The 23,479-nt window shown below is 33.4% G+C and carries 19 protein-coding genes; 5 read left to right on the forward strand and 14 right to left on the reverse strand.

Going from position 1 to position 23,479, the window contains the following annotated elements; translation table 11 throughout:
* Positions 1–236 precede the first annotated feature (236 nt).
* Positions 237–3,176, forward strand: coding sequence for a TonB-dependent receptor (locus tag V8G56_RS06775; RefSeq protein WP_395437682.1), 2,940 nt, complete (start codon positions 237–239; stop codon positions 3,174–3,176).
* Between the two features lie 73 nt (positions 3,177–3,249).
* On the opposite strand, the gene V8G56_RS06780 is transcribed toward V8G56_RS06775, so the two are convergent.
* From V8G56_RS06780 to V8G56_RS06795, 4 genes are read right to left on the reverse strand one after another with little or no spacing between them, the layout of a single operon-like run.
* A complete protein-coding gene (locus V8G56_RS06780; protein ID WP_395437683.1) occupies positions 3,250–6,747 on the reverse strand; it encodes an efflux RND transporter permease subunit in 3,498 nt (1,165 codons plus the stop codon).
* A gap of 12 nt (positions 6,748–6,759) precedes the next feature.
* A complete protein-coding gene (locus V8G56_RS06785) occupies positions 6,760–7,926 on the reverse strand; it encodes an efflux RND transporter periplasmic adaptor subunit (protein WP_395437684.1) in 1,167 nt (388 codons plus the stop codon).
* Positions 7,927–7,940: 14 nt separating this feature from the next.
* A complete protein-coding gene (locus V8G56_RS06790) occupies positions 7,941–9,284 on the reverse strand; it encodes a TolC family protein (protein ID WP_395437685.1) in 1,344 nt (447 codons plus the stop codon).
* Between the two features lie 3 nt (positions 9,285–9,287).
* Positions 9,288–9,890 carry a TetR/AcrR family transcriptional regulator gene (locus V8G56_RS06795; protein WP_395437687.1) on the reverse strand — a complete coding sequence of 201 codons (603 nt, stop codon included), beginning with the start codon at positions 9,888–9,890 and terminating at the stop codon, positions 9,288–9,290.
* Between the two features lie 124 nt (positions 9,891–10,014).
* On the opposite strand from V8G56_RS06795, the gene V8G56_RS06800 reads away from it, so the two are divergent.
* Both V8G56_RS06800 and V8G56_RS06805 read left to right on the forward strand, forming a co-directional pair.
* Positions 10,015–10,989, forward strand: coding sequence for a polyprenyl synthetase family protein (locus V8G56_RS06800; protein WP_395437689.1), 975 nt, complete (start codon positions 10,015–10,017; stop codon positions 10,987–10,989).
* Positions 10,989–11,336 (forward strand): hypothetical protein, encoded by a 348-nt coding sequence (locus V8G56_RS06805; RefSeq protein ID WP_395437690.1) that lies wholly within the window; start codon positions 10,989–10,991, stop codon positions 11,334–11,336. Before V8G56_RS06800 ends, V8G56_RS06805 begins: the two co-directional genes overlap by 1 nt.
* 62 nt (positions 11,337–11,398) lie before the next feature.
* On the opposite strand, the gene ric is transcribed toward V8G56_RS06805, so the two are convergent.
* From ric to V8G56_RS06850, 9 genes are all read right to left on the reverse strand, one after another.
* Complete coding sequence (gene ric, locus V8G56_RS06810; protein ID WP_395437692.1) at positions 11,399–12,121, reverse strand: iron-sulfur cluster repair di-iron protein; 723 nt, start codon at positions 12,119–12,121, stop codon at positions 11,399–11,401.
* Between the two features lie 140 nt (positions 12,122–12,261).
* The gene (locus V8G56_RS06815) at positions 12,262–13,044 is read right to left on the reverse strand and encodes an ABC transporter permease (protein WP_395437694.1); all 783 of its coding nucleotides are present in this window, start codon (positions 13,042–13,044) and stop codon (positions 12,262–12,264) included.
* Positions 13,037–13,744, reverse strand: a complete 708-nt coding sequence (locus V8G56_RS06820) for an ABC transporter ATP-binding protein (protein ID WP_395437695.1) — start codon at positions 13,742–13,744, stop codon at positions 13,037–13,039. Before V8G56_RS06820 ends, V8G56_RS06815 begins: the two co-directional genes overlap by 8 nt.
* On the reverse strand, positions 13,738–14,922 hold the full coding sequence (locus V8G56_RS06825; RefSeq protein ID WP_395438157.1) for a nitrous oxide reductase family maturation protein NosD: 1,185 nt from the start codon (positions 14,920–14,922) through the stop codon (positions 13,738–13,740). Before V8G56_RS06825 ends, V8G56_RS06820 begins: the two co-directional genes overlap by 7 nt.
* 194 nt (positions 14,923–15,116) lie before the next feature.
* Positions 15,117–15,551: a nitrous oxide reductase accessory protein NosL gene (locus tag V8G56_RS06830; RefSeq protein ID WP_395437696.1), complete on the reverse strand. Its 435-nt coding sequence runs from the start codon at positions 15,549–15,551 to the stop codon at positions 15,117–15,119.
* Positions 15,552–15,581: 30 nt separating this feature from the next.
* Positions 15,582–16,172, reverse strand: coding sequence for a hypothetical protein (locus V8G56_RS06835; protein WP_395437697.1), 591 nt, complete (start codon positions 16,170–16,172; stop codon positions 15,582–15,584).
* Positions 16,173–16,281: 109 nt separating this feature from the next.
* Positions 16,282–18,243 (reverse strand): Sec-dependent nitrous-oxide reductase, encoded by a 1,962-nt coding sequence (gene nosZ, locus V8G56_RS06840; RefSeq protein WP_395437698.1) that lies wholly within the window; start codon positions 18,241–18,243, stop codon positions 16,282–16,284.
* Between the two features lie 27 nt (positions 18,244–18,270).
* Positions 18,271–18,837 (reverse strand): fasciclin domain-containing protein, encoded by a 567-nt coding sequence (locus V8G56_RS06845; protein WP_395437699.1) that lies wholly within the window; start codon positions 18,835–18,837, stop codon positions 18,271–18,273.
* Positions 18,838–18,843: 6 nt separating this feature from the next.
* On the reverse strand, positions 18,844–19,347 hold the full coding sequence (locus tag V8G56_RS06850) for a c-type cytochrome (protein ID WP_395437700.1): 504 nt from the start codon (positions 19,345–19,347) through the stop codon (positions 18,844–18,846).
* A gap of 137 nt (positions 19,348–19,484) precedes the next feature.
* Here V8G56_RS06850 and V8G56_RS06855 point away from each other — a divergent pair, with 137 nt between their 5' ends.
* Entirely contained in the window at positions 19,485–19,916 is a 432-nt protein-coding gene (locus V8G56_RS06855) for an RrF2 family transcriptional regulator (protein ID WP_395437701.1), read from the forward strand.
* Positions 19,917–19,975: 59 nt separating this feature from the next.
* On the opposite strand, the gene V8G56_RS06860 is transcribed toward V8G56_RS06855, so the two are convergent.
* The gene (locus tag V8G56_RS06860) at positions 19,976–20,476 is read right to left on the reverse strand and encodes a c-type cytochrome (protein WP_395437702.1); all 501 of its coding nucleotides are present in this window, start codon (positions 20,474–20,476) and stop codon (positions 19,976–19,978) included.
* A gap of 206 nt (positions 20,477–20,682) precedes the next feature.
* Here V8G56_RS06860 and V8G56_RS06865 point away from each other — a divergent pair, with 206 nt between their 5' ends.
* Positions 20,683–23,436, forward strand: a complete 2,754-nt coding sequence (locus V8G56_RS06865) for a 2-oxoglutarate dehydrogenase E1 component (protein WP_395437703.1) — start codon at positions 20,683–20,685, stop codon at positions 23,434–23,436.
* Positions 23,437–23,479 lie beyond the last annotated feature (43 nt).

A 23,479-nucleotide genomic window follows, 5' to 3' on the forward strand; every position in this document is an offset into this window, starting at 1 on the left:
AATCTTAAAATAATAATAGATGTTAAATCAGGTGCAAATTTAGGAAGATAACTACTTACAATAGTATCATTTATCTTATAAATTAATTAAAATAATTATTTATATAAAATGAGTAAGTTAAAGATTAATCTTAAAATTATTTTAAACATTTAACAAAAAAATTGCTGTAATAATAAAAAAATCGTATTTTGATTGCATAATTTATTCTTTCTATTTATTAACTAATCCATTTTATTATGAAAAAAATTTTACAATTGAATATTTTTTTATTTTTACTGTTATTGTTTCCGGCGGGTATTTTTGCTCAGGCAACAGTATCAGGATCAGTAACAGAAACTAGTTCTAAAAGCCCAATTCCTGGAGCAAACGTTATTGTGAAAGGGACCTCAACTGGGACCATTACCGATTTTGATGGTAATTTTAGTTTGAACGTTTCAAGTTTTCCTGTAACTATTGTAGTGAGTTCACTAGGATACGATACTCAGGAAGTTATAGTAACTTCTGAACAAAAAATTTCAGTTTCACTTACAGAAGGAGTTGCCTTAGAAGAGGTGATGCTTATTGGAACACGTAACCCTAACCGGTCTTCAATTGATACCGCAGTGCCAGTTGATGTCATTGATGTCACCGAGTTGGTGACTGCAGGACCACAGGTTAATTTAAATCAGATTTTAAATTATGTGGCACCTTCGTTTACATCCAATACACAAACCATTTCTGATGGTACTGACCATATTGACCCGGCTTCTTTAAGAGGCTTAGGTCCAGATCAGGTATTGGTTTTAATTAACGGAAAAAGAAGACATAATTCTTCCTTAGTAAATGTGAATGGTACTTTTGGGCGTGGTAGTGTTGGAACAGATCTAAATGCTATTCCAGCGGCTTCTATTGCGCGTATTGAAGTTTTACGTGATGGTGCAGCGGCTCAATATGGTTCTGATGCCATTGCTGGTGTTATCAATATTGTGCTTAAGAAAAGTACCAATGAATTAATTTTAAACGTTACTACTGGGGCCAATTTTACAAAAAACGCGAATGACCAGACAGGCGGTGTTGACGGAGAAACCACCAATGTGAGTGCTAACTATGGTTTAAACCTTGGAGACAAGGGTGGCTTTATCAATTTTACTGGTGATTTTGATGTTAGAGAAGATTATAGCAGAATGAAAGAATGGGAAGGCACTATTTTTAATCAATACAATACAATAGAACGTTATGCCAATGATGACGGCTATGATTTGTCATTGTTATTAGATGATGATGTAGCTGATGTGATACGATATGGTAATGACGCAGGATTCGGATTAAGTCCTACGGCTACAAAAGCTGAACTTCAGGGGATTTTAAGAACCGACAATACGACTGCTGAATTGGGAGCCAGAGGTTTAGGAAGAAGTGACTTTAATATGCGTGTTGGACAATCAGCTTTACGTGGAGGCCGTTTCTTTGCAAATATGTCTCTTCCATTAGATGATCAAGGCACAGAATTATATTCATTTGCTGGGATAAGCTCAAGAACTGGGAATTCAGCCGGATTTTATAGGTTACCTAATCAAGAGAGAACTTATACGCCTGCCTACATCAATGGATTTTTACCAGAAATAAATTCTACCATTACTGATAAATCATTTGCGGTTGGAATAAAAGGTAAAATAGAAGATTGGGATGTTGATTTTAGTAATACCTACGGTAAAAACGCTTTTATATATACCATTGGAAACACCTATAACGCCTCTATGCAAAAAGCATCGCCCACATTTTTTGATGCTGGTGGATTTTCATTCGCCCAAAACACGACCAATCTAGATATCAGTAAATTTTACGATGATGTGATGTCGGGTTTAAACGTGGCATTTGGAGCAGAATACCGTGTAGAAAATTATGAGATTGTCGCAGGTGAAGAACCTTCATACGCTCAATATACTCCAGATGGTCAAGTTATTGATGCTGGTCAAGATTCTTCAGTAGATTTCTTTGGTAGATCAAGACCAGGTGGATCTCAGGTCTTTCCGGGGTTTGCTCCTGCTAATGAATTGTTAAGAGGGCGCAGCAGTGTTGCCGGTTATTTTGACATCGAGGCTGATATTACAGAAGGTTTCTTGTTAAGTGGTGCTTTAAGATATGAAGATTATTCAGATTTTGGGTCTACGCTGAACGGTAAAATTGCCACCAGAGTAAAAGCGGGTGAAAACACGAATTTAAGAGCTGCGTTTAATACTGGTTTTAGAGCACCGTCTTTACACCAGTTAAATTTCAATTCTACATCAACCATATTTGATCAACAAGGAAAGCCTCAGGAAGTAGGAACGTTTTCAAATGACAGTAAAGCGGCAAATTTATTAGGAATTCCTCAATTAAAACAAGAAACCTCTTCAAGTGTTAGTGTTGGGTTTACTACAAAATTTCCTGATGCTCATTTAACAATCACGGTTGATGGATATTGGGTTGGTATTAATGACAGAGTGGTGTATACAGGTCAATTTTCTCCAAAACGCGATTCAAGTGGTGTTCCAATTGATGCAGCGAACGCTCAATTGGCTAAATTGTTATCTCAGGCAAATGCTACGGCAGCCTCATTTTTTGCAAACGCCATTGACACTGAATCAAGAGGACTGGATGTGGTAATTACTTATGATGCCAGAATTGGCACGAAGGCAAAATTAAAAAATGACTTATCCGGGACATTTTCTAAAACTAAACAAGTTGGAGGCATAAAAGCTTCAAAGGTATTAATAGATGCTGGTCAAGTAGGTACTTATTTCCCAGAAGACAGTCGGGTGTATTTAGAAGAAGCGGTACCGCGTTCTAAAATTAATTTATCAAACAGTTTAACTGCGGGCAAACTGAATGTGTTTTTAAGAAACGTATGGTTTGGTGAAGTCACTGAAGCAACGACTAATCCGGGTTTACAGCAAGTGTTCGGATCTAAATTAGTGACCGATTTATCTGTTGGTTATAAGGTAGCCGAAAGTACCACCATTACTGTAGGGGCAAATAACCTGTTTGATATTTATCCGGATAGAGCGAAACAGGTTATTAATTATATAGATGCAAATGGCGATCCTCAGTCAGGAACAAATCGTAGCGATGGTCGTTTTGACTGGTCAAGAAGAGCACAACAATTTGGTATTGGAGGACGCTTCCTTTTTGCTAGATTAACATTTATGCTTAATTAAATTCAATTTTATATTTAATAAAAAGCCTCAACAATTGTTGAGGCTTTTTATTTTTAAAAGATAGCGTTTAAAATTAATTGGCTTCTTCTATTAAACCTAAATCAGATGTCATTTTACGTCTTAGCCACATTTTTAAAAGGGTTGCTAAAAAGAAAAGGATTGGGACTACAATAAGGGTCAAGAAAGTAGCTATAAATAAGCCGTAAATTACGGTCCATGCTAAAGGCCCCCAGAAAATAACATTATCTCCACCCAAATAGATATGGGGATTAAATTCACTAAACAAGGTGAAGAAATTAATATTAAGCCCAATTGCTAGAGGAATTAAGCCTAGAATAGTTGTTATAGCTGTCAGTAAAACAGGTCTTAAACGCGCTTTTCCCGCTAGAACAATGCTATTAAAAAGATCTTCTTTAGATAAATAGTCGTCTTCATCAAGTCCTCTTTCATATTTTTTCCTGTCAATCAATAACTGGGCATAATCAAGGAGTACCACGCCGTTGTTCACAACAATTCCTGCTAAAGATATGATCCCCATCATAGTCATCATAATAACAAAAGGGGCAGCTGTGATAACCATACCTCCAAATACGCCTATGAGACTTAAAAATACAGCACTCATAATGATAGCAGGCTTTGAAATGGAGTTAAACTGAAAAATGAGTATTAAGAATATTAAACCTAAACCAGCAAAAAAGGCACTCATTAAAAAGGCTTGTTGCTTGTTTTGTTCTTCAATTTGACCCGTATAATCAATTTTAATATTTTTTGGAAGGTCTTTAAATTCAACCATGGCATTTCTAACTTGACTTACCACAGCACCTGCATCAGTAAATCCTGGTGATAACGCTGAATAGACTGTTACCACTCTGTTGACATCGCGATGCTTAATGGCACTAAAGCCAGAACTGTTAGATTGTTTTGAAACAGCAGAGACAGGAATTTCTTTAATTTGACCAGAGGCCATATCCCGAAACGTTATTTTTTGATTAAAAATAGCACTTTTGTTATATCTGTTTTCCTTATTGAAACGCACATAAATGTCATAATCCTCGCCTTTCTCTTTGTAAACGCCTGCTTTTGAGCCAAAAATTGAATTTCTTAATTGCAATCCTACTTGAGAGGCGCTTACGCCCAATTCTCCGGCTTTTTCTCGGTCAACGATTACTTTCATTGATGGTTTGTCTTTGTTTACATCAATTTTTAATTCATCAATACCTGGAATGCTTCTAGAATTGATATAATCACGCATGCGTTCAGCGGTATTAATTAATTCTGTGTAATCATCTCCTTCAAGTTCTATATTTATTGGAGCACCTGCTGGTGGTCCATTGGCATCTTTTTCTACTGAAATTAAAACTCCAGGATAAATCCCAACTAAGGCTCTTTGAACTTTTTGCCTTAATAGTTCACTGTCTTCTCCATTTCTGTATTTATATTCACGCATGGATGCTGTAATTTTTCCGCGATGTGGCATTTCAGCAGAAGAACCACTGTCGGTTTGTGGATTTCCTGCACCTTCACCAACTTGCGAAACAGCACTCTCAACCATAAAGTTATAATCTCCATCCTTATATCGCTTATCATTCAACGTTTCATAAACTTTTGCTTCAATTTCTTTGGTAATTATATTTGTTTTATCAATATCTGTTCCTTGTGGATATTCAATATAGACTATAATCTGATTAGGCTTATTATCCGGAAAAAACTCAACTTTAGTTCTTTGAGTTCCTAATGAAATGCCAAAAGAAATAAAGGATAGCATTAACAAAAGTACGGTTCCAGCGGCTACAAAATAAGGGCGCTTACCTTTTAAAACACCAGATAGTAAGCGCTCGTATAAATTTTCAAGTTTTACTAGAGTGTTAGCCTGGAAATTATTAGCCATTTTTCTCAAGAATAATCTGTAGACCCAAATTAACAGGGCTGAAAATATCATGAGGGTACCAAGTCCTCTGTACGGACCACCAATTAAGAATATGATTAATCCGATACTTACAATAACAACCGTTAAATAAATAATTCTTTTTAAAGGCATGTTTTTATCTTCAGTGGTCATAAACTGGGACACTAACACCGAATTAAAGAAAATGGCAACAAATAATGAAGATCCTAAAACCACTGATAATGTAATGGGAAAATAAATCATAAATTGTCCCATCAATCCAGGCCAAAGGCCCAATGGAATAAATGCTGCTACGGTTGTAGCCGTTGATATTATAATTGGAAAAGCAATTTCACCAATGCCTTTTTTAGCTGCATCAATTCTGTTTAAACCTTCGTCTTCCATGAGTCGATACACATTTTCGACTACTACAATACCATTATCTACTAGCATACCAAGACCCATAATAAGTCCGAATAAAATCATAGTGTTCATGGTGTAGCCTAACATGTTTAAAATCATTAAGGACATAAACATGGACATTGGGATGGCAAACCCTACAAAAAGAGCATTTTTAAATCCTAAAAAGAACATCAAAACAGTTACAACCAGTATGATACCAAAAATGATATTATTGACTAAATCATCCACTTGTCCAATGGTTTTTGAGGATTGGTCATTTGTGATGGTTACGCGAAGGTTAGAAGGGAATACGTTTTCTTTCGCGTCGGTTACTATTTGACTGATTTGTTCTGCTGCTTCCACCATATTTTTACCTGTCCGCTTTTTTACATCAAGCATGACTACAGGTTCACCAAACTCTCTGGCATAGGTGGTTTTTTCTTTTTCTTGAAAAGATACCGTTGCAATATCTTTTAAATAAATAGGATTATCTCTTTCAGATTTAACAACAAAGTTTTCCAATTCATCTGGACTATTAATTTCTCCTAAAATTCTAATGGTACGTCGCTGACCACTCGAAATAAAATTACCGGCAGACATGGTCATGTTTCCTCTGTTGATGGCATTTATAACATCATCAAAACTAACTTTTGAAGCCATCATTTTATAAATATCTACGGCAACTTCAACTTCTTTTTCTTGAGCTCCTCTAATATCAACTTTTTTAATTTGGCTTAATCCTTCAATTTCATCTTGCAGATATTCTCCATACTCCTTTAGTTTTTGAACCGGATAGTCACCTGAGATATTAATATTAAGAATCGGCATTTCTTCAGACATGCTCAACTCAAAAACATTGGGTTCTATTTTAGCACCGTTAAAAGTTGGCCAATCTTCACCTGAAGTTTCAGTGTCTATTTGATCTTTTACTTTTTGTTTGGCGAGTTCAACACTTATATTTTCATCAAATTCAACCACAACCATAGAATAATCTTCTTGAGAAGTGGAGGTTATTTTTGTGACGTTACTCACCGTTTTAAGTTTGTCCTCTAAGGGGTCCGTAATTAGTTTTTCAACGTCTTCCGCGGTATTTCCAGGGTAAATTGAACTTACGTAAATTTTGGTTTCTCTAATTTCAGGGAAACTTTCGCGCGGCATACTGTAGTAGGCCGATATACCTAAGAAAAGAATAAGGGATATCATCATAAAGATGGTGGTCTTATTTGCAATAGCCCAGGAGGATAACTTGAATTCTTTATCTATTTGTTGATGTTGTTTAGTCATTCGTATGCTATATTATCTTAAAATTTTTACAAGTTGGCCGTCTTGGACGCTTCGGGCTCCTTCATTAATGATTTCAGCATTATCAGATAATCCAGTTAATACTTCTATAACATCACCCTGTGTTTTGCCAGTGCTAATTATAGTACGTTGAGCTGTGGCTTCATCTTCGGTATTTTTATTATTAACCAAATAAATGTATTGATCGCCTTCAGCATTTTCTGATATAACACTTTGCGGAATTAACATGGCGTTGGGGTTGGTGTAATCATTAATTTTTAGTCTAGCTGTTAAATTTGGCTTTATAGCACCGTCTTTATTGGGGACCGCAATTTCTATTTTAAATGTTCTGTTATCAGGATTTATAAAATTACTCGCTTGTCTAATGATGCCTTCTATGGTTTTTCCAAGAATTGGAATTTCTACAATAACCGCTTTATTAACCGATACATTCGAAATATAGGATTCAGGGACTTCGGTTTCTATATACATATTATCAAGATTAATAATACGTATTATTGGGGTTTGCCCAGGAGCAACCACACTTCCTTGGTTAGTGATGACATCATCTACAATACCCGTAAATGGTGCTGTAACATTCGTTTTTGATAGCTGACTTTTTACCTGATTCACCAATTTTTGTTGTGCTTCAAAACTTGATTTTGCCTGCAAATATTGAATTTCACTTCCTATTTTTTGATTCCATAATCTTTCTTGACGGTCAAAAGTTGTTTTCGCTAAATCTGTTTGAATTTGCAACTGAGCTAATTGCTGACTTAATCCGCCATCATCCAATTTGGCCAATAATTGTCCTTTGGTTACTCTTTGCCCTTCCTTTACATAAACATGCTCAAGAATACCTCCCATTTCTGGATATATAACTAAGTTTTGTTTGGTTTGAACATTACCCTGTAGTTCTAAATAATGAACAAAGTTTTGAGCTTCAATTTTTACGGTAGTAACCAGCGGCAATCTTTTAATGGTATCTAATTCTAAGATTCTATCGTCAATTAGTTTTAATTGTGCTTCTAGCTCTAGTTTTTTGGCATCAACTTCCCCTCTTTTTTCTCTTAACTGTAAAAGATTGTCTGAAGCTAAGATGTTTTCTAAGGAATTCTTTTTGCCTTCACCACAGGATAAAAGTAACATGGTTACGGCTAGTAAGGGATAAATATATTTCATTGGTTATAAGGTTTTTAATTGTTAATGGTATATAATAGAGTTTCTAGTTCTGCTTTTTTGTTAATTACATCATACATAGCTTGCAAAAACTCTTGTTGCGCAGTATATAGTTGAATCTGAGCCTGTCTTAAATCAAAACTAGAACTAATACCCTCATAAAACTTCACTTGATTTTTATGTTCAATACGCTCTGCTAGCTTTAAGTTTTCTTTTTTGTTATCATAATCTTCAATAGCAAATTGATAATCACTTTTAGCCGTTGCTATTTGAAGTTTTAGCCGTTGTTCAGTTTCAGTTAAATTATCTTTAGCTTTTTCTAAATTGATTTTGGCTCGTTGAGTAGATGCGCCTCTTGCACCTGAACTGAAAAGTGGAATATTAAGGTTAAGTCCAAATAATCCATAGCCATAATATTTTTGATCATTACTTGTAAATGAGAAATCGTTACTGAATGAAACATATCCTCCACTTAAAAAGGTAGACAAAGATGGTAATGCTTTGCTTTTTTCAAGTTTTACTAACAACTCTTTTGAAGTCTTATCATTTTGGGCAATTAAATAATCAATGTTATTTTCCACTGAAAAATAACTATCAGATAATTCTAAATCAATATTTTGCATGTTCAGTGTTTCTAAATTATCAGTTAATACAATTGGGCTATCTATATGAATACCTAAGGTCAAATTTAGCATTTGATAGTTAAGCTTTTTAAAACGTGATACATTATTGAAGGTGCTTTTTATTCCGGAAAGCGTTATTTTAAGCTGTTCCACACTTTCTTCTTCTTCTAATCCGTTATCATAAATCCTTGAAATTTCTTCCAGATTTTTTTCAACGTTTACTATGTTTTTTTGAAGAATTTTTACACTTTCTTCAGCGAGCAAAACATTTCCGTAGGCATTAATTACCTGTTTTCTAATTTCTAAATCTGTTTTAATTTTTGCATTTTTAGAGATTTCTAAAAATACTTTGGCCGATTGTAATCCAACCAAGTAAGAACCATCAAATAATAACTGACTAATTGTTGCGGAACCATCAAAGCTTTGTTTTGTTCCAAAAGCAACAGGAAGAAATTCTCCAGAATCGCCACCAAAAAATTCAGACGGGATAACTTGAACGCGTTGTTTTAAAAAATCTTGATAATCTGCTTTTGCGTTAAGTTGTGGGAATCCTGAAGCAATAGTTTCCCACTTTTGTTTTTTAGCCGCTTCAATATCCCTTGAAGCATTCTTAGAAGTTCGATTATTTTCAAGAGCAAAGTCAATGGCTTGTTGTAAACTAAAACTAGCTGGATTGTCCTGTGAAAACGCGAATGTAGAAAACAGATAAATTAAAAGTAATAATGATTTATGTATCATGTTTTATGATTGATTTTTGATAAACTTATTTAATGTTAATATTCCCTTTTCAGTACAAATACCTCTTAAATGATATTCTAAAAAATAGATCATCAATGTATTTACTGAAAAATGTTGAAGAGGAAACAATTCCTTGTCCTTTATGGCCACCATTGAATTAAAATAGATTCTTGATATAAATTCTATGTTAATACTGGATCTGTATAACCCAATTTCAACCCCTCTTAATAAGTTGTCTTTTACACACTCTTGCATAATGTCAAACTGTTTCTTTTTAAGAGTATTAAAAATTTTTGGATAGTATTTCTGTAACTGGTATTGAGGTGAAGACTTTTCATCTTTCAAGTGCTCCATCACAAAGTGTTTAATGTTAAATATTTCTTCAATGGGATCTTTTTTAGAAGAACAAATATCATTAATGCCGCAAGAAATAGTGTTAAAAACATGCATGCTTACAGCCTCAACTAGTGTTGTTTTATTTTCAAAATGTTGATATATGGTTTTTTTAGAAATCCCTATATGATTAGAGATATCATCCATAGTAATACTTTTAAACCCGTAGTTTAAAAATAAATCGGTGGCATGTATTAATATTTTTTCTCTCATAATGGGTGCAAATGTACAATTGGAAACTTTAAAAACAATAAAAGTTTCTAAAGTTTTAATTATTTTTTAACATATAATTTTAATACAGACTTTTTAATATGACGAATTGCTTTATTTTTGCTGTATGCTATCAATAGAAACATACCAACAGAAATTTGTTGAATATCTTGAAGATTATTCTGTGGTTAAAGAACCTAAAAATCTTTACGAGCCTATTCAATATATTTTGAAATTAGGGGGAAAGCGTATGCGACCTGTTTTAACCCTAATGACCTCTGAAATTTTTAATTCAGATTTTAAGAGTAGTTTAAATGCGGCCTTAAGTATTGAGGTGTTTCATAATTTTTCTCTAGTCCATGATGATATTATGGATGATGCCCCTTTGCGCAGAGGCAAAGAAACAGTGCATGAAAAATGGGATATCAATACCGGCATTCTTTCAGGAGATGCCATGCTTATTATGGCTTATCAATTATTTGAAGCCTATGATAACAATACTTTTAGAGCTTTAGCGCAATTGTTTAGTAAAACAGCTTTAGAAGTTTGTGAAGGCCAGCAATATGATGTTGATTTTGAAACCAGAAATGATGTCACTATTTCTGAGTATTTAAAAATGATTGAATATAAAACAGCTGTTTTAGTAGGAGCAGCCATGAAAATGGGGGCTATTGTTGCAGAAGCCTCTGAAAAAGATCAGGAAAATATTTATGAATTTGGAAAAAATTTGGGAATAGCCTTTCAGTTACAAGATGATTATTTAGATGCTTTTGGAGATCCAAAAACATTTGGGAAACAGGTAGGAGGTGATATTATTGAAAATAAAAAAACCTTTTTATATATCAATGCTTTGAATCTTTCCATTTATGAAGAGCGTATTCAATTACAGGATTTATTTAGTATTAGCCCTACTAATCCTGATGAAAAAATTGAAATAGCAAAGCAAATCTTTATTGATAGCGGGGCTACAAAAGCCACTAAAGAGGCCATTCACACCTATACTCAAAAGGCTTTTGGTGTTTTAGAATCATTAAATATTTCGGAAGATAAAAAGTTGCTTTTGAAACAGTTTGGAGAACAATTAATGAATAGAAATATATAATGCAATTTCCAGCGACGTTTGAGGCTTTAATTACTGAAGCTAATCAGCTTAAGTTATATAAAAAGCTTATTGAGCAACTGAATAAGGATTTTTTATTAGCAAATATTAATGTAGATTTTCATGAAGATATATTACCAACCAGCTTAAAGTTAATACTTCACGAAACAATTTTTGACCTTATACAAAACAAGTTTAATGATTATTTAAACTTATTATATATCATTGATGTTCCTGAAAAGCAAATAAAGAGTTTGGATGGTGAAGACACATTATTACTTTCAGAACAGGTTTCTTTTTTGATTTTAAAAAGAGAATGGCAAAAAGTGTGGTACAGAAATAATTATTAAAAAAAGAGGCTTTTAAAAGAAATTTTAAAAGCCTCTTTTAAATTTGCTATTAATATTAAATCTCAATTATTCATTAAAGTATGTTCCAGGAGTTTTGCCTTTGGGTGTAAAATATTATTTTCCAAATGAATATGCTGATGTAAATCCTGTTCAAATTCATCCAATTTGGCGTAAAGCGCTCTAAAAGTATTGCACGCGTCTTCAGGAGGAGTATAGTTATTGGATAACCTTGCAATTTCTTTAAAAATATCGCCTACGGCCTCATGTTCCATTTCCATCATAGTAATGGGATTATTGATAGTTCCAAATGAAGGAGCATTTAAACGTTTACTGTTTGGGTCAAGTTGTAAGAGAGATTTTATGTAAGGAAATAGAATGGTCTCTTCTTTTTGCATATGTGAAGCTAATTCATTGGCTGCTTCATTAAAAAGTGTGTTAATTTTTAATACCTCTTTATAATGGTGGCCATGTACTTCTGCTACTCTATTAGAATATTGTAAAATTAATGGAATGGATTCTAGAACATACGTGTGATGAATATTTAAAATATGGTCAATTAAAAAATCAAGTTTCCATGAATTATAATTATACGCTTTAGGAGCGTCATCAACTTTTAATAATTCCTCTTTTAGTTGAGAATAATCGAGGTTCTTTTTTTTGCAAGCTTTGTCAATGGTTATGCCGCCGCCACAACAAAAGTCGATGCCATACTTTTTGAATACGTGTGCGGTTTTAATATTTTCTGAAACGACTTCAGCTACTGTTTTATGGTCTATAGTAATCATAATGCAATGTTTTTGTATATCTATTTTATAAAAAAGATATTTTTGTCTTTTTTATATTAATCAAAAATAATGTATTGCATTATTCTAAAGTATGATTATTATCAGTTCTGCTATTACCTCAAAAAGTATGGGGTGAAATTTTAGAAATCCTTTTTGGCTGATTTGTACACAATCCTCAATACTGGTAGAACTACCCAAATGCTTAACATTAATATTGATACAATTAAACCAAATTGAGTGCCAAAAAATTGTTTAAATACCGCTCCTGTATAACCCAGTAAAGCGGAAATATCTAACTTCAATAAAATAAGGGTTCTTGAAAGGTCAATGGGATTCAGCATGGTTCCTACTAAGGATAATTTGTCTAAAGGATAATCTTCAAAAAGTATTAATGACATTAAAAAGATACCATCATAAATGATGGCTAAAAAAAGCCATAACAAGATAGAATACCCAAAACCCTTAATTTTATTTTCATTTGAAAGCGCGATATTAAAAGCCAATGCACTAAATATAAACGTGAGAAAAACACCAGTTATAAGCAGCAATGAAAAATCCCAAATAGCATGTGATTTAAATAATCCATAAAGAATAAAAGGGATGCCTAAGCCTAATACTAAACTCATTGATAAGGAAATGGCAACTCCTAAATACTGACCCAAAAATATAGTGGATCGTTTTAAGGGTTGTGCCAATAAAAGTTCTGTAAATTCTTTAGAATTGTAATAGTACATGACGCCGAAGATGGTTCCAATTAAAGGAACTAAAACGATGTTCACATTCATTAAAGTAATTACGGCTTTAGAAAGGTCATTGTTTAAAAACAATAAAACAGCCCCTAAAGCTAAGTAAAAGGCAAAATATATGTAACTCCAGCGGCTACGTATTAAATCAAAAAAACTATATTTTAAAATTTTAAGCATGGTTCTCAGTTAGTATAGACGCAATAGCACGTTCAAAATCGGGTTGATTGGTTTTAGTTTTGAGTTCATTGATGGTTCCCTTAAAATAAATTTCCCCTTCTAATAAGAAAACAATTTCATCAGAGACTTCTTCTACAAAACTCATGATATGTGAGGTAATTAATATGGTTTTACCCTTGGCTTTTTCCGCTTGAATTAAATCCTTTAATCGTATTAATGAAATAGGATCTAATCCTGATGTGGGTTCATCTAAAATAATAAGCGGACTATCAAACATAAATGCCAAAACAATATTTACTTTCTGTTTTGTCCCGCCAGAAAGATTGCCAAGTTTTTTATCAAGAAAAGACTCTAGTTTAAACATTTTAATCAAGGCCTCATCATTAGTGGCTTTACCACGTAAATCTTTAATCATGGTAATGAGTTCGTTGACCTTTAAATTGCTAGGAAAGTTTGCTATCTGTGGTAGATAATCAATTTTATTTCTGTAGGCACAACTTTTTTTAATGCTTTTTCCAAGAACTGAAATAGTGCCTTTATTAGGAATTACCATTCCTAAGATGGATTTTATCATGGTGGTTTTACCTGAGCCATTTGGTCCAAGTACTGCAAAGATGCCACCTTCTTTTATTTCAAGATTAACACCATTTAATACAATGTTCTTCCCAAATTGCTTGTGTAAGTTTTGAATGCTTACCATATTATTTTTTTAATTAAAGGATTGTTATCTAATAAATTATCTGGTGTAAAAACAGGTGATACTTTTTCGGAAAAATCAATAATGTCTATAAATAAACTTCGTAATAAAATAATAGTTTCGGGTGTTCTGTTTACAATATAGGAGAATAATTTAACAGGTCTGTACGGCACATCTCCAATGCCATTTTTGTCTAAATCATAACCAGTATAATTACTCCAGTAATTTTTATCAAACATATTGTCATTAATATTACTGTTATATGAAATGTCAAATGAATTATATAAAAAATTATTCCCAATAAATTTATTGGTGTAACAGGCGCCTCTCACTTTTATTGCCCAGCCATTATTTATAAAATTGTTGTTTTCATAATCAATTCTGTTGGATCCTTCAATATTAATTCCTATAGTGTTTTCTTCAAAAATATTGCCCCTGATTTCCGCATCGTTTATTTCTTTTAAAAGCAGTCCGTAGGATGCTGTACCCCAATTATTTTTAAAGGTATTTGACAACATTTTTATTTTTTTTGAAAACATAACAGCGACACCAGCGCCATTATTTGAGAATTCATTGTTTTCATAAGTATCATTATTTGAAAACATAAAATGCAGTCCATATCTAAGATTATTGGTGCTTACATTATTTTTAATGATACAATTGTCTGAAAACTCCAAATAAATACCATCTCTAACATGTTGAACAATATTATTTTCAATAATAATATTCCTGCAATACCATAGTTGTATGGCATTACCAGAATTATGTTCTGTAACGGCATCACCTATTATCTTGTTATGATATACTTTCCCGTCGGCGGCTTTTTCAAGATAAATGCCAAAAAACAGTTTTTCAAGTACCAAGTTTTTTATTTCAAAATCCTTGCTTCGTTTTACCCTAATGGCAGCAAAGTCTTCGGTATAACTGGTTCCTACATTGATAATAAACAATCCATCTACAATCACGTGGTCTGAAACAATGGTGATGATTTCTCCTTTTAGTTCACCATCAATAACTGGGTAATTTTCCCCTATGATGGTGAGGGGCTTATTTATTTTAATATTATATTCTTTATAAGTGCCTTTTTTTACAATAATAGTATCATAATCTTTAGCCAAAGCAATAGCTTGTTTTAACGTGCTTGTTTGACAGTCTTTACAGACGATAATTGGCTGTGCCAAAAACGTTTGGGCACAACCTAAAAGAATTGTTAAAAGACTATATCTAAAAAATTGATGGGTCACAGAATATGGAAATAATTTATTTTTATGCTAAAGTATGTAAATGAATTTTTAGTTTTTTGAATGACTTAGTATAAATAATAAGATATTGATATGAAAACAATAATCCTATTATTATAAAAATCTGAAAATAATTATTGCAAATGATTTAATAATTCCTGCCAAGAATAAATAGTGCCGCCCTTTTCTGATTGTACCATCAATGCCTCATTGTTTGTTTTAAAAGCGGACAAATAGGCTCCCATGGGGCTGGGAATATTTTTACTAATTAAAAAAGTTGCTTTAGTAGCATCAATAAGTGCTTCTGGTTCATTATAGTTGTTTGATAGGTATAATTTGATTTCTGAAGTATCGAATTCTTTTTTAAAGTTGACCATACATTCAGTAGCATCAAACGTATAAATTTTACCTTTTTTAGTCACTATTTCTGCAGCATGAATTTTATCTACAATGGTCATTTTACAATAATGACAGCCATCTGCACCATAATTGATGGCTTTTGGAGAAGGATTACAACTGTAAAAAAGCCAAATCAAAGCGATTAGTGTACCTTTTTTTATTGTTTTCATTGATATAAGTTGGTGGATTTATAAAATGTTTTAAACTTTTTTTATTTGTTTCTTCCCATAGAAAAACGCTATTAGTGAGGAGAAAATACCCGCACCTAATAAATAGGCCCCTAACCTAGGATAAGAATGTGCAGTAAAATTTAAAATATGTTTTGTGCCAAATAGAGGAGGCTGGAAGCCCATTACCGATCCATCAGGATTTGTAAATTTCATAATCGCTTTTGGATCTAAATTATGTCCGTAATCATGTTCCCAGAGATAAAAATCATAAATACCCGCAGCACTTAATACAACCATTAAAATAAACCATGCAAAGAACCATTTGTAATTTCCTTTAAAGGCAATAATTAGTCCTATTAGTGTAGAAATAAGGATACCAATAGGGAAAATTTTAAATTCTGGTATGGCATCAGGAATATATTTCATCCCTACATAATGGTTCATTAAATTAATGTTTTTAATATCATGTGGATGGGCATCTGCAAAATCATTAATATGAATATTCATCCCTAAAGGAATAGGGTATTGAGGCGCTTCTAAGGTAATATTCCATAAAGGAAAAATAAACAATCCTAATGGCAATAATGCCGCAATGAGCATAATGATATTTGGCTTTTTCATGATTTTATATTTAGGGTTTTATTGGTGATTTGAAAAGAAAGGCGAGAGCGATCAACTCTCGCCTTAATTGGAAATAAACCACTAAAATCAAATTTCCAGTTTTAATTTTTTAAAAATCTTCTCCTAAAGACCAAGATAATTCAATGTTTGAAGAAGCAGGTGATACTCTTACATAACCTTGCATTTCTTGATGTAATGCTGAACAGAAATCAGTACAATAGAAAGGCCAAACGCCCACCTGTTTTGGTTCCCAGACAAACGTTTCTGTCTGTCCTGGCATGATTAATAACTCAGAGGTGTTTGCTCCTATCATCGCTATTCCGTGGGGAACATCGTAATCTTGTTCCAAATTAGTTACATGGAAATACACTTTATCACCAACTTTTATACCTTCAATATTATCTGGTGAAAAATGGCTTCTTATCATGGTCATTTGAACATGAACTTCATTTCCTTTTCTAACTACTTTAGTATCTGCATCAGATTTTGCTGCATAAGGATGTTTGTTTTCTTCAAGTTTGTATAATTTTTTTGAATTAGCTTCAATTAATGAAGCTGGGCAACCTGCGGCGTAATGAGGTTCTCCAATAGTTGGGAAATCTAACAGCAATTCCATTTTATCTCCAGAAATATCATATAACTGAGCCGATTGGGTCACTTCAGGACCAGTTGGTAAATAACGGTCTTTTGTAATTTTATTCATTGCTACTACATATTTACCAAATGGCTCGGCGGAATTTCCTCCAGGAATCATTAAGTGACCAACAGAATAGTAAGTTGGCTTTCTATCCAAAACTTCCCAAGTACCTAATTTCCATTTTACAACTTCTGAAGATATAAAGAAGGTAGTGTAAGCATTTCCTTTTCCATCAAATTCTGTATGTAATGGGCCTAATCCTGGTTGTTCAACAGATCCTGCTAAAACATCCTCAAATTTTAAAATGGGGATGCCATAAGCTTCACCATCAAATTTTTTATTTTCAATAGCATCTAACATTTTTGTAAAAGAGTGAACGGTCAGGTTGGCCGAAAGTTTTCCGTTACCAACAATGTATTCGCCTGTTGGATCTACATCGCAACCATGAGGCGATTTTGGTGTAGGTAAAAAATATACAGCACCAGGAACATCTAGTGGATTCACAGTTAGAACTTCATTTATCATAGTTGATGTAGCAGTATGAGTTTCATCACTATATAAATTGTGAGCATAATTTGTTGGCATTTTGGTGCCACCACCATTATTTACATATTCTTCAATTTTTTTCCAATTAATGGCGGCAATAAAATCTTTATCATTTTGAGAAGCATTAACTTCTAAAAGTGAGTTAGCTTCTTCGGTGTTATAAGTTGTAAAAAAGAACCAGCCATGAGATTTTCCTCTACCAGGGTGAGATAAATCATAATCAAATCCAGGCATTAATATTTGAAATTTAATGGCCATTTCACCGTTTTCCGGATTTACTTTTAAAAAAGATAAGGCCCCCTTAAAGTTGCCTTTGTAATCTTTAATGGACATATCTCTTTGAGGAATTGGCACAGAAAAACGAGTTCCAGCAACAACATATTCCGTGTTTTCAGTCACAAAAGAAGAACTGTGATTTCCTGCACTATTAGGAATTTCAATAATCTCTGTGGTTTCAAAGGTTGTTAAATCAATTTTAGCAATACGCGGTGTGTTATTGGCATTGATGTATATATATCTGCCATCTAATTTTCCAGCGGTTTGAGATATATCTGGGTGATGCGAATCGTCCCAAGGAATAAACCCATGAGAGGTGTTTAACATAGGTTTTGTTTCTTCATTATAACCCCAAGCTTTTTCAGCATCTTGAGAAAAAACCGGAATCACTTTAAATAGTCTTCCCGAAGGTAATCCGTAAACAGATAATTGTCCACTAAAACCGCCAGAGATAAAGGCATAAAACTCATCGTGTTCACCGGGTGCTACGTATACTTTTTCAGCTACGTTTGAACTTAAGCCACTGTTTGATTTTGATTCACCATTATTACAGCTGGTAAAAGCCAGAGCAGTGATAATGAATCCAATAGTAATTTTAAATATGTTTTTCATTGTTTGAGTTATTTAAATGGATTTTATTTAGTTTTCTGGTAAAATGACTTTATCTACAACATGTACAATACCATTACCAGCATTGACACTTGCAATAATTTTGGCTCCACCAACATACACATCATCTCCAATGACTTCAACATTGACATTTTGGTTATTGGCTTGGCCTAATTTTTTAAATTTCTTAAGGAAATCCTTGGAGTAGTTACCAGGAGTTACGTGGTACTTTAAAATATTAGCTAAGGCATCCTTGTTTTCCGGTTTTAATAAATTCTCAACAGTGCCTTCAGGTAAAGCAGCAAATGCTTCATTTGTTGGCGCAAAAACCATGAGTGGGCCTGCATTTACAAGTGCGTTTTCTAGCCCAGCGGCTTGAACTGCTGCAACTAGGGTGGTGTGGTCTTTGGATCCAATTGCAATTTGTAAAACATTGGGCGTGGATGCGGAATCATCAATAAAGGCTTGACCTTGTTTTTCTGTTGTTGGCTGGCTGGCTACTACAGATTCGTCAGTTTGAGTGTTTTTTTCATTTTTACAGTTAAACAAGCATGTAAAAATGAATAGGCTCAAAAAAATACTAATAGTTGTTTTCATATGTAATTATTTTAAGGTTCTGAAGTATTCTAAAACAGCTCTGGCCTCTTCCATAGTTAGATTTTGGTTCGCCATGGGAGCGTTATTAAATTCAGTTAAAAGCTCTTTTGCTAATGGATCATTTTGAATCATGTTTTCAGGATTTAAAATCATATTCATAATCCATTCTGGGGTTCTGCGTTCTAAAATTCCTAGGGGCGCTGGGCCTATAAATTTTTTGGTAGGTCTGTGGCATGCCGTACACATTTTAGTGAAAACTTCTGAACCATGAGCTGCCATTTCAGCATTGATTTCTGCAGGTAGTTCTAAGGAGCTAACTGGGCCTACACCTTTATTGGTTAAATCAACTTTTAAAGAGGCCGTCACATTTGTGTTCTTCACCGCTGAATTGGTCTCTGTTGTTGTTTTTTTCTCATAAGAAAACCCTTCGTTTTCCTTTTCTTTTTTACCTCCGCAGCTTATAAGTAGTATGGTGAAAAAAAGTGTAATTAATTTTTGAATTGTAGTCATATTAGTTGTTATTTTAAAAAATAAAATTAGCTTTATGAAGCAAAAATAAAGGCTTAGTAAATTTTAAAATATGACAAAAATCATATTTAAGACAAAAATATCCTTTTTATTTTACATACAATTAATAAATAACGAAAATGATTTCAAATTCATCTAAATATGCCATAAAAGCAGTTTTGTATCTAGCCTTGCATTCTAGTGAAGAAAATAAAATTATGGTAAAAGATATTGCAGAGCCCATTAACGTTCCGCAAGCTTATATTGCCAAATTATTGCAAGAACTTGCTAAACGAAAACTAATTTCCTCAACTAGGGGGCCAAAAGGAGGGTTTTATTTAAGTGAATCAGATAAAAACGGAAATGTCCTAAACATTGTTAGTGCTATTGATAGTGAAAAGAAACTGAATGCCTGTATTTTAAGTTTAGAGCATTGCAATGAAAACAAACCATGCCCACTTCATCATATAATTAGTCCTTCAAGAACCATATTGATGAAAAATTTAAAAACAAAAACGATAGATGAACTATCTCAAGATGTTAAAAAAGGGAAGTCTTATCTTCCTCTGTAGTTTTAATTTGAGGTAAAATGACCCTATTATTTAAGTTTTAAAACTAAAGTTTCTCTTTACTATTTTAGTGTTCTGTAGTATTCTAAAATAGCTCTGGCGTCTTCCTGACTGATATCTTGTTTAACCATTGGGGCATAATTAAATTCAATCAGCAATTCTTTCGCTAAAGGATCTTTTCTTAACATCTCTTCAGGGTTTAGCATCATATTCATAATCCATTCCGGAGTTCTTGTTTTTAAAACACCTTTGGCGGCTGGTCCAATAAATTTTTTATCAGGTCTATGACAGGCCGTGCACATTTTTTTAAAAACAGCCTCACCGTTTTTAGCTAAAACATAATCTATCTCATCTGGCAGTTCTAAGCTTGTAACAGGTCCAATACCTTTATTTATTAAATCTATTTTTTCAGAGGCTAAAACTTTAGTTTTGGTTTCGGTTTTATTGCTTGTAGACATCATGTTTTCATAAGAAAAACCTGCTTTTTTTTCAGCCTCAGCTTTTCCACAACTACAAAGAGTTAAAATAAAAATGGATAGGATTAAAATATATAATTTAAACATGTCTTTTGCGTTTTTAAAAATGCAAAATTAATAAAAAATATATTTACGTAAACCTTAGTTTTATAAAGGCAGGATTGGCGTCTTTAGTATTTAGCTAATTGGTTAAAAATGTTTGTTATAAAAAATACAAAAAAATATCTAGTTATAGTAAAAATTGTATTTTTGACAAAATTTCTTTAAACACAAAGATTGTCTGACACACTATAATGGATAAATATTCCTTTCTTAACGCAGCTCACACATCTTATTTTGCTGAGCTATACGATCAATATTTAGAAAACCCGGACTCAGTTGAACCAAGTTGGAGAGCGTTTTTTCAAGGCTATGATTTTGGAGCTGAAAATTATGGGCTGAATGGTGAAATGATTGAAGGCGTATCCACTCAAATGCCAGAAAACGTTCAAAAGGAATTTCAGGTTATTAGACTTATTGATGGTTACAGAACGCGTGGGCATTTATTCACAAGAACAAATCCTGTAAGAACCAGAAGGACCTATGAACCAACTTTAGCTATTGAAAATTTTGGACTTTCAGAAAGTGATTTGGATACCGTTTTTAATGCCGGAGAAGTTTTGGGTATTGGAGCACAATCATTGCGTAATATCATTTTTCATTTAAATAAAATATACTGTAGTTCTATTGGTGTAGAGTATATGTATATTAGAAATCCGGATGTTATCAAGTGGTGGCAAAACAAACTGAATGTTAATGATAACCATCCTAGTTACCCACTAATAGCTAAAAAATACATTCTTTCAAAATTAAATCAGGCAGTTACTTTTGAAAACTTCCTGCAAACAAAATATGTAGGTCAAAAGCGTTTTTCGCTTGAAGGTGGAGAAACTTTAATACCTGCAATAAGTGTCGCTCTTTTTAATGCTGTTGAATTGCATGATGTCAAAGAATGTGTTTTGGGAATGGCACATCGTGGTCGTTTAAACACGCTGGTAAACATTTTCAGAAAACCTATTAAGGAACTTTTTAGTGAGTTTGAGGGAAAAGATTTTGAAGATGAAGACATTGATGGAGATGTAAAATATCATTTAGGAATAACGCTTGAAAAAACGTATCAAAGCGGAAAAACAATAAGGATGAATTTGGTTCCTAATCCATCTCATCTAGAAACAGTGGCATCAGTTGCTGAAGGTATTACCCGCGCTAAAATTGATAATGATTATAATGGTGACGATTCAAAAATTTTACCAATTGTTGTGCATGGTGATGCGGCCATCGCAGGACAAGGTATTGTTTATGAAGTCGCACAAATGAGCCAGTTAAAAGGATATAAAACAGGTGGAACTATTCATATTGTTGTAAATAATCAAATTGGTTTTACAACTAATTATTTAGATGCCCGTTCAAGTACCTACTGTACAGATGTAGCTAAAGTAACATTATCACCTGTATTACATATCAATGCAGATGATGCTGAAGCGGTTGTTCATGCGGTGGAAATGGCTTTAGAATATAGAATGCGATTTAAACGAGATGTTTATATTGACTTACTTGGCTATAGAAAATATGGGCATAATGAAGGTGATGAACCACGTTTTACACAACCCAAACTTTATAAGGAAATAGCGAAACATCCAAATCCTTTAGAGATTTATACTGATAAACTGATATCTGAGAATACGGTAGATAAGGTATATACAGATTCCATAATTGAAAAATTTAAAGGATTATTGGAGAACGAATTTGCCAAATCGAAGCAAGAGCATAGTTCAAAAGTGAGAGAGTTCATGGAAGAACGTTGGAACGGTTTCCAGCGAAAAGGATTGACAGAGATGCTTGAGGGTGTTGACACCTCTTATAAAAGGGATAAACTTGAGACGATTGCTAAAGTGGTTTCTACGGTTCCAAAAGGGGTCAAATTCTTAAGAAAGGCAGAAAGAATACTCGATGGGAGAGCGTCCATGGTTTTTGAAAGTGATGCATTAGATTGGGGAATGGCTGAAACATTAGCTTATGGTTCTTTATTAGAGGAAGGCTACAATGTGCGCATGTCTGGTCAGGATGTGGAGCGAGGCACTTTTAGTCACCGTCATGCCATTCTTAGAGATGAAATATCAGAAGAAAGCATCAACCTATTAAATACCAATCCGGCTAACAAAGGAGAAATGTATATTTATAACTCCTTGTTATCAGAATATGCTGTACTTGGTTTTGACTATGGTTACGCCATGGCTAACCCTAATACATTAACCCTTTGGGAAGCGCAGTTTGGGGATTTTAGTAATGGGGCTCAAATAATTTTTGACCAGTACTTATCAGCCGCTGAGGACAAATGGAAATCCCAAAACGGAATTGTTGTTCTATTACCTCATGGATATGAAGGACAAGGATCAGAGCACTCCTCAGCACGAATAGAGCGTTTTTTACAATTATGTGGTGATGATAATATGACGGTAGCAGATTGTACAACACCTGCTAACTTTTTCCACCTATTGCGCAGGCAAATGAAACGCAGTTTCAGAAAACCCTTAATTGTTTTTACACCAAAAAGTTTATTGCGCCATCCACAGGCAGTGTCATCAATGAATGAACTTGTTAATGGACAATTCAATGAAATTATTGATGATACTATAAAGTCAGAAAAGGTAAAAAGACTTGTTTTTTGCACAGGTAAATTCTATTATGATTTATTAGCTGCACGTGAGAAATTGAATAATGAGGAAGTGGCTTTAGTAAGAGTTGAACAACTATTCCCATTACATAATGATAAAATCCAGCAAGTAATTAACAGATATCCAAAGGTAAAAGATTATGTTTGGGCGCAAGAAGAACCCAAAAATATGGGTGCTTGGAGTTTTATGTCACAGCGTATGGATTTGGTAAAATTAAGAGCCATAACTAGGCCATATAATTCAGTGCCTGCGCCAGGTTCAGGGACACGTGATAAAAGAAGACAACAACGTGTTATTGACGAGGTTTTTGATTTAAGCAATACAATTAAATAAGTATTGTTTGTATAAATTAAATTTAGAATATAATTAAAATTAT

This window comes from Gaetbulibacter aquiaggeris, from assembly GCF_044003965.1.
Lineage (GTDB): Bacteria > Bacteroidota > Bacteroidia > Flavobacteriales > Flavobacteriaceae > Yeosuana > Yeosuana aquiaggeris.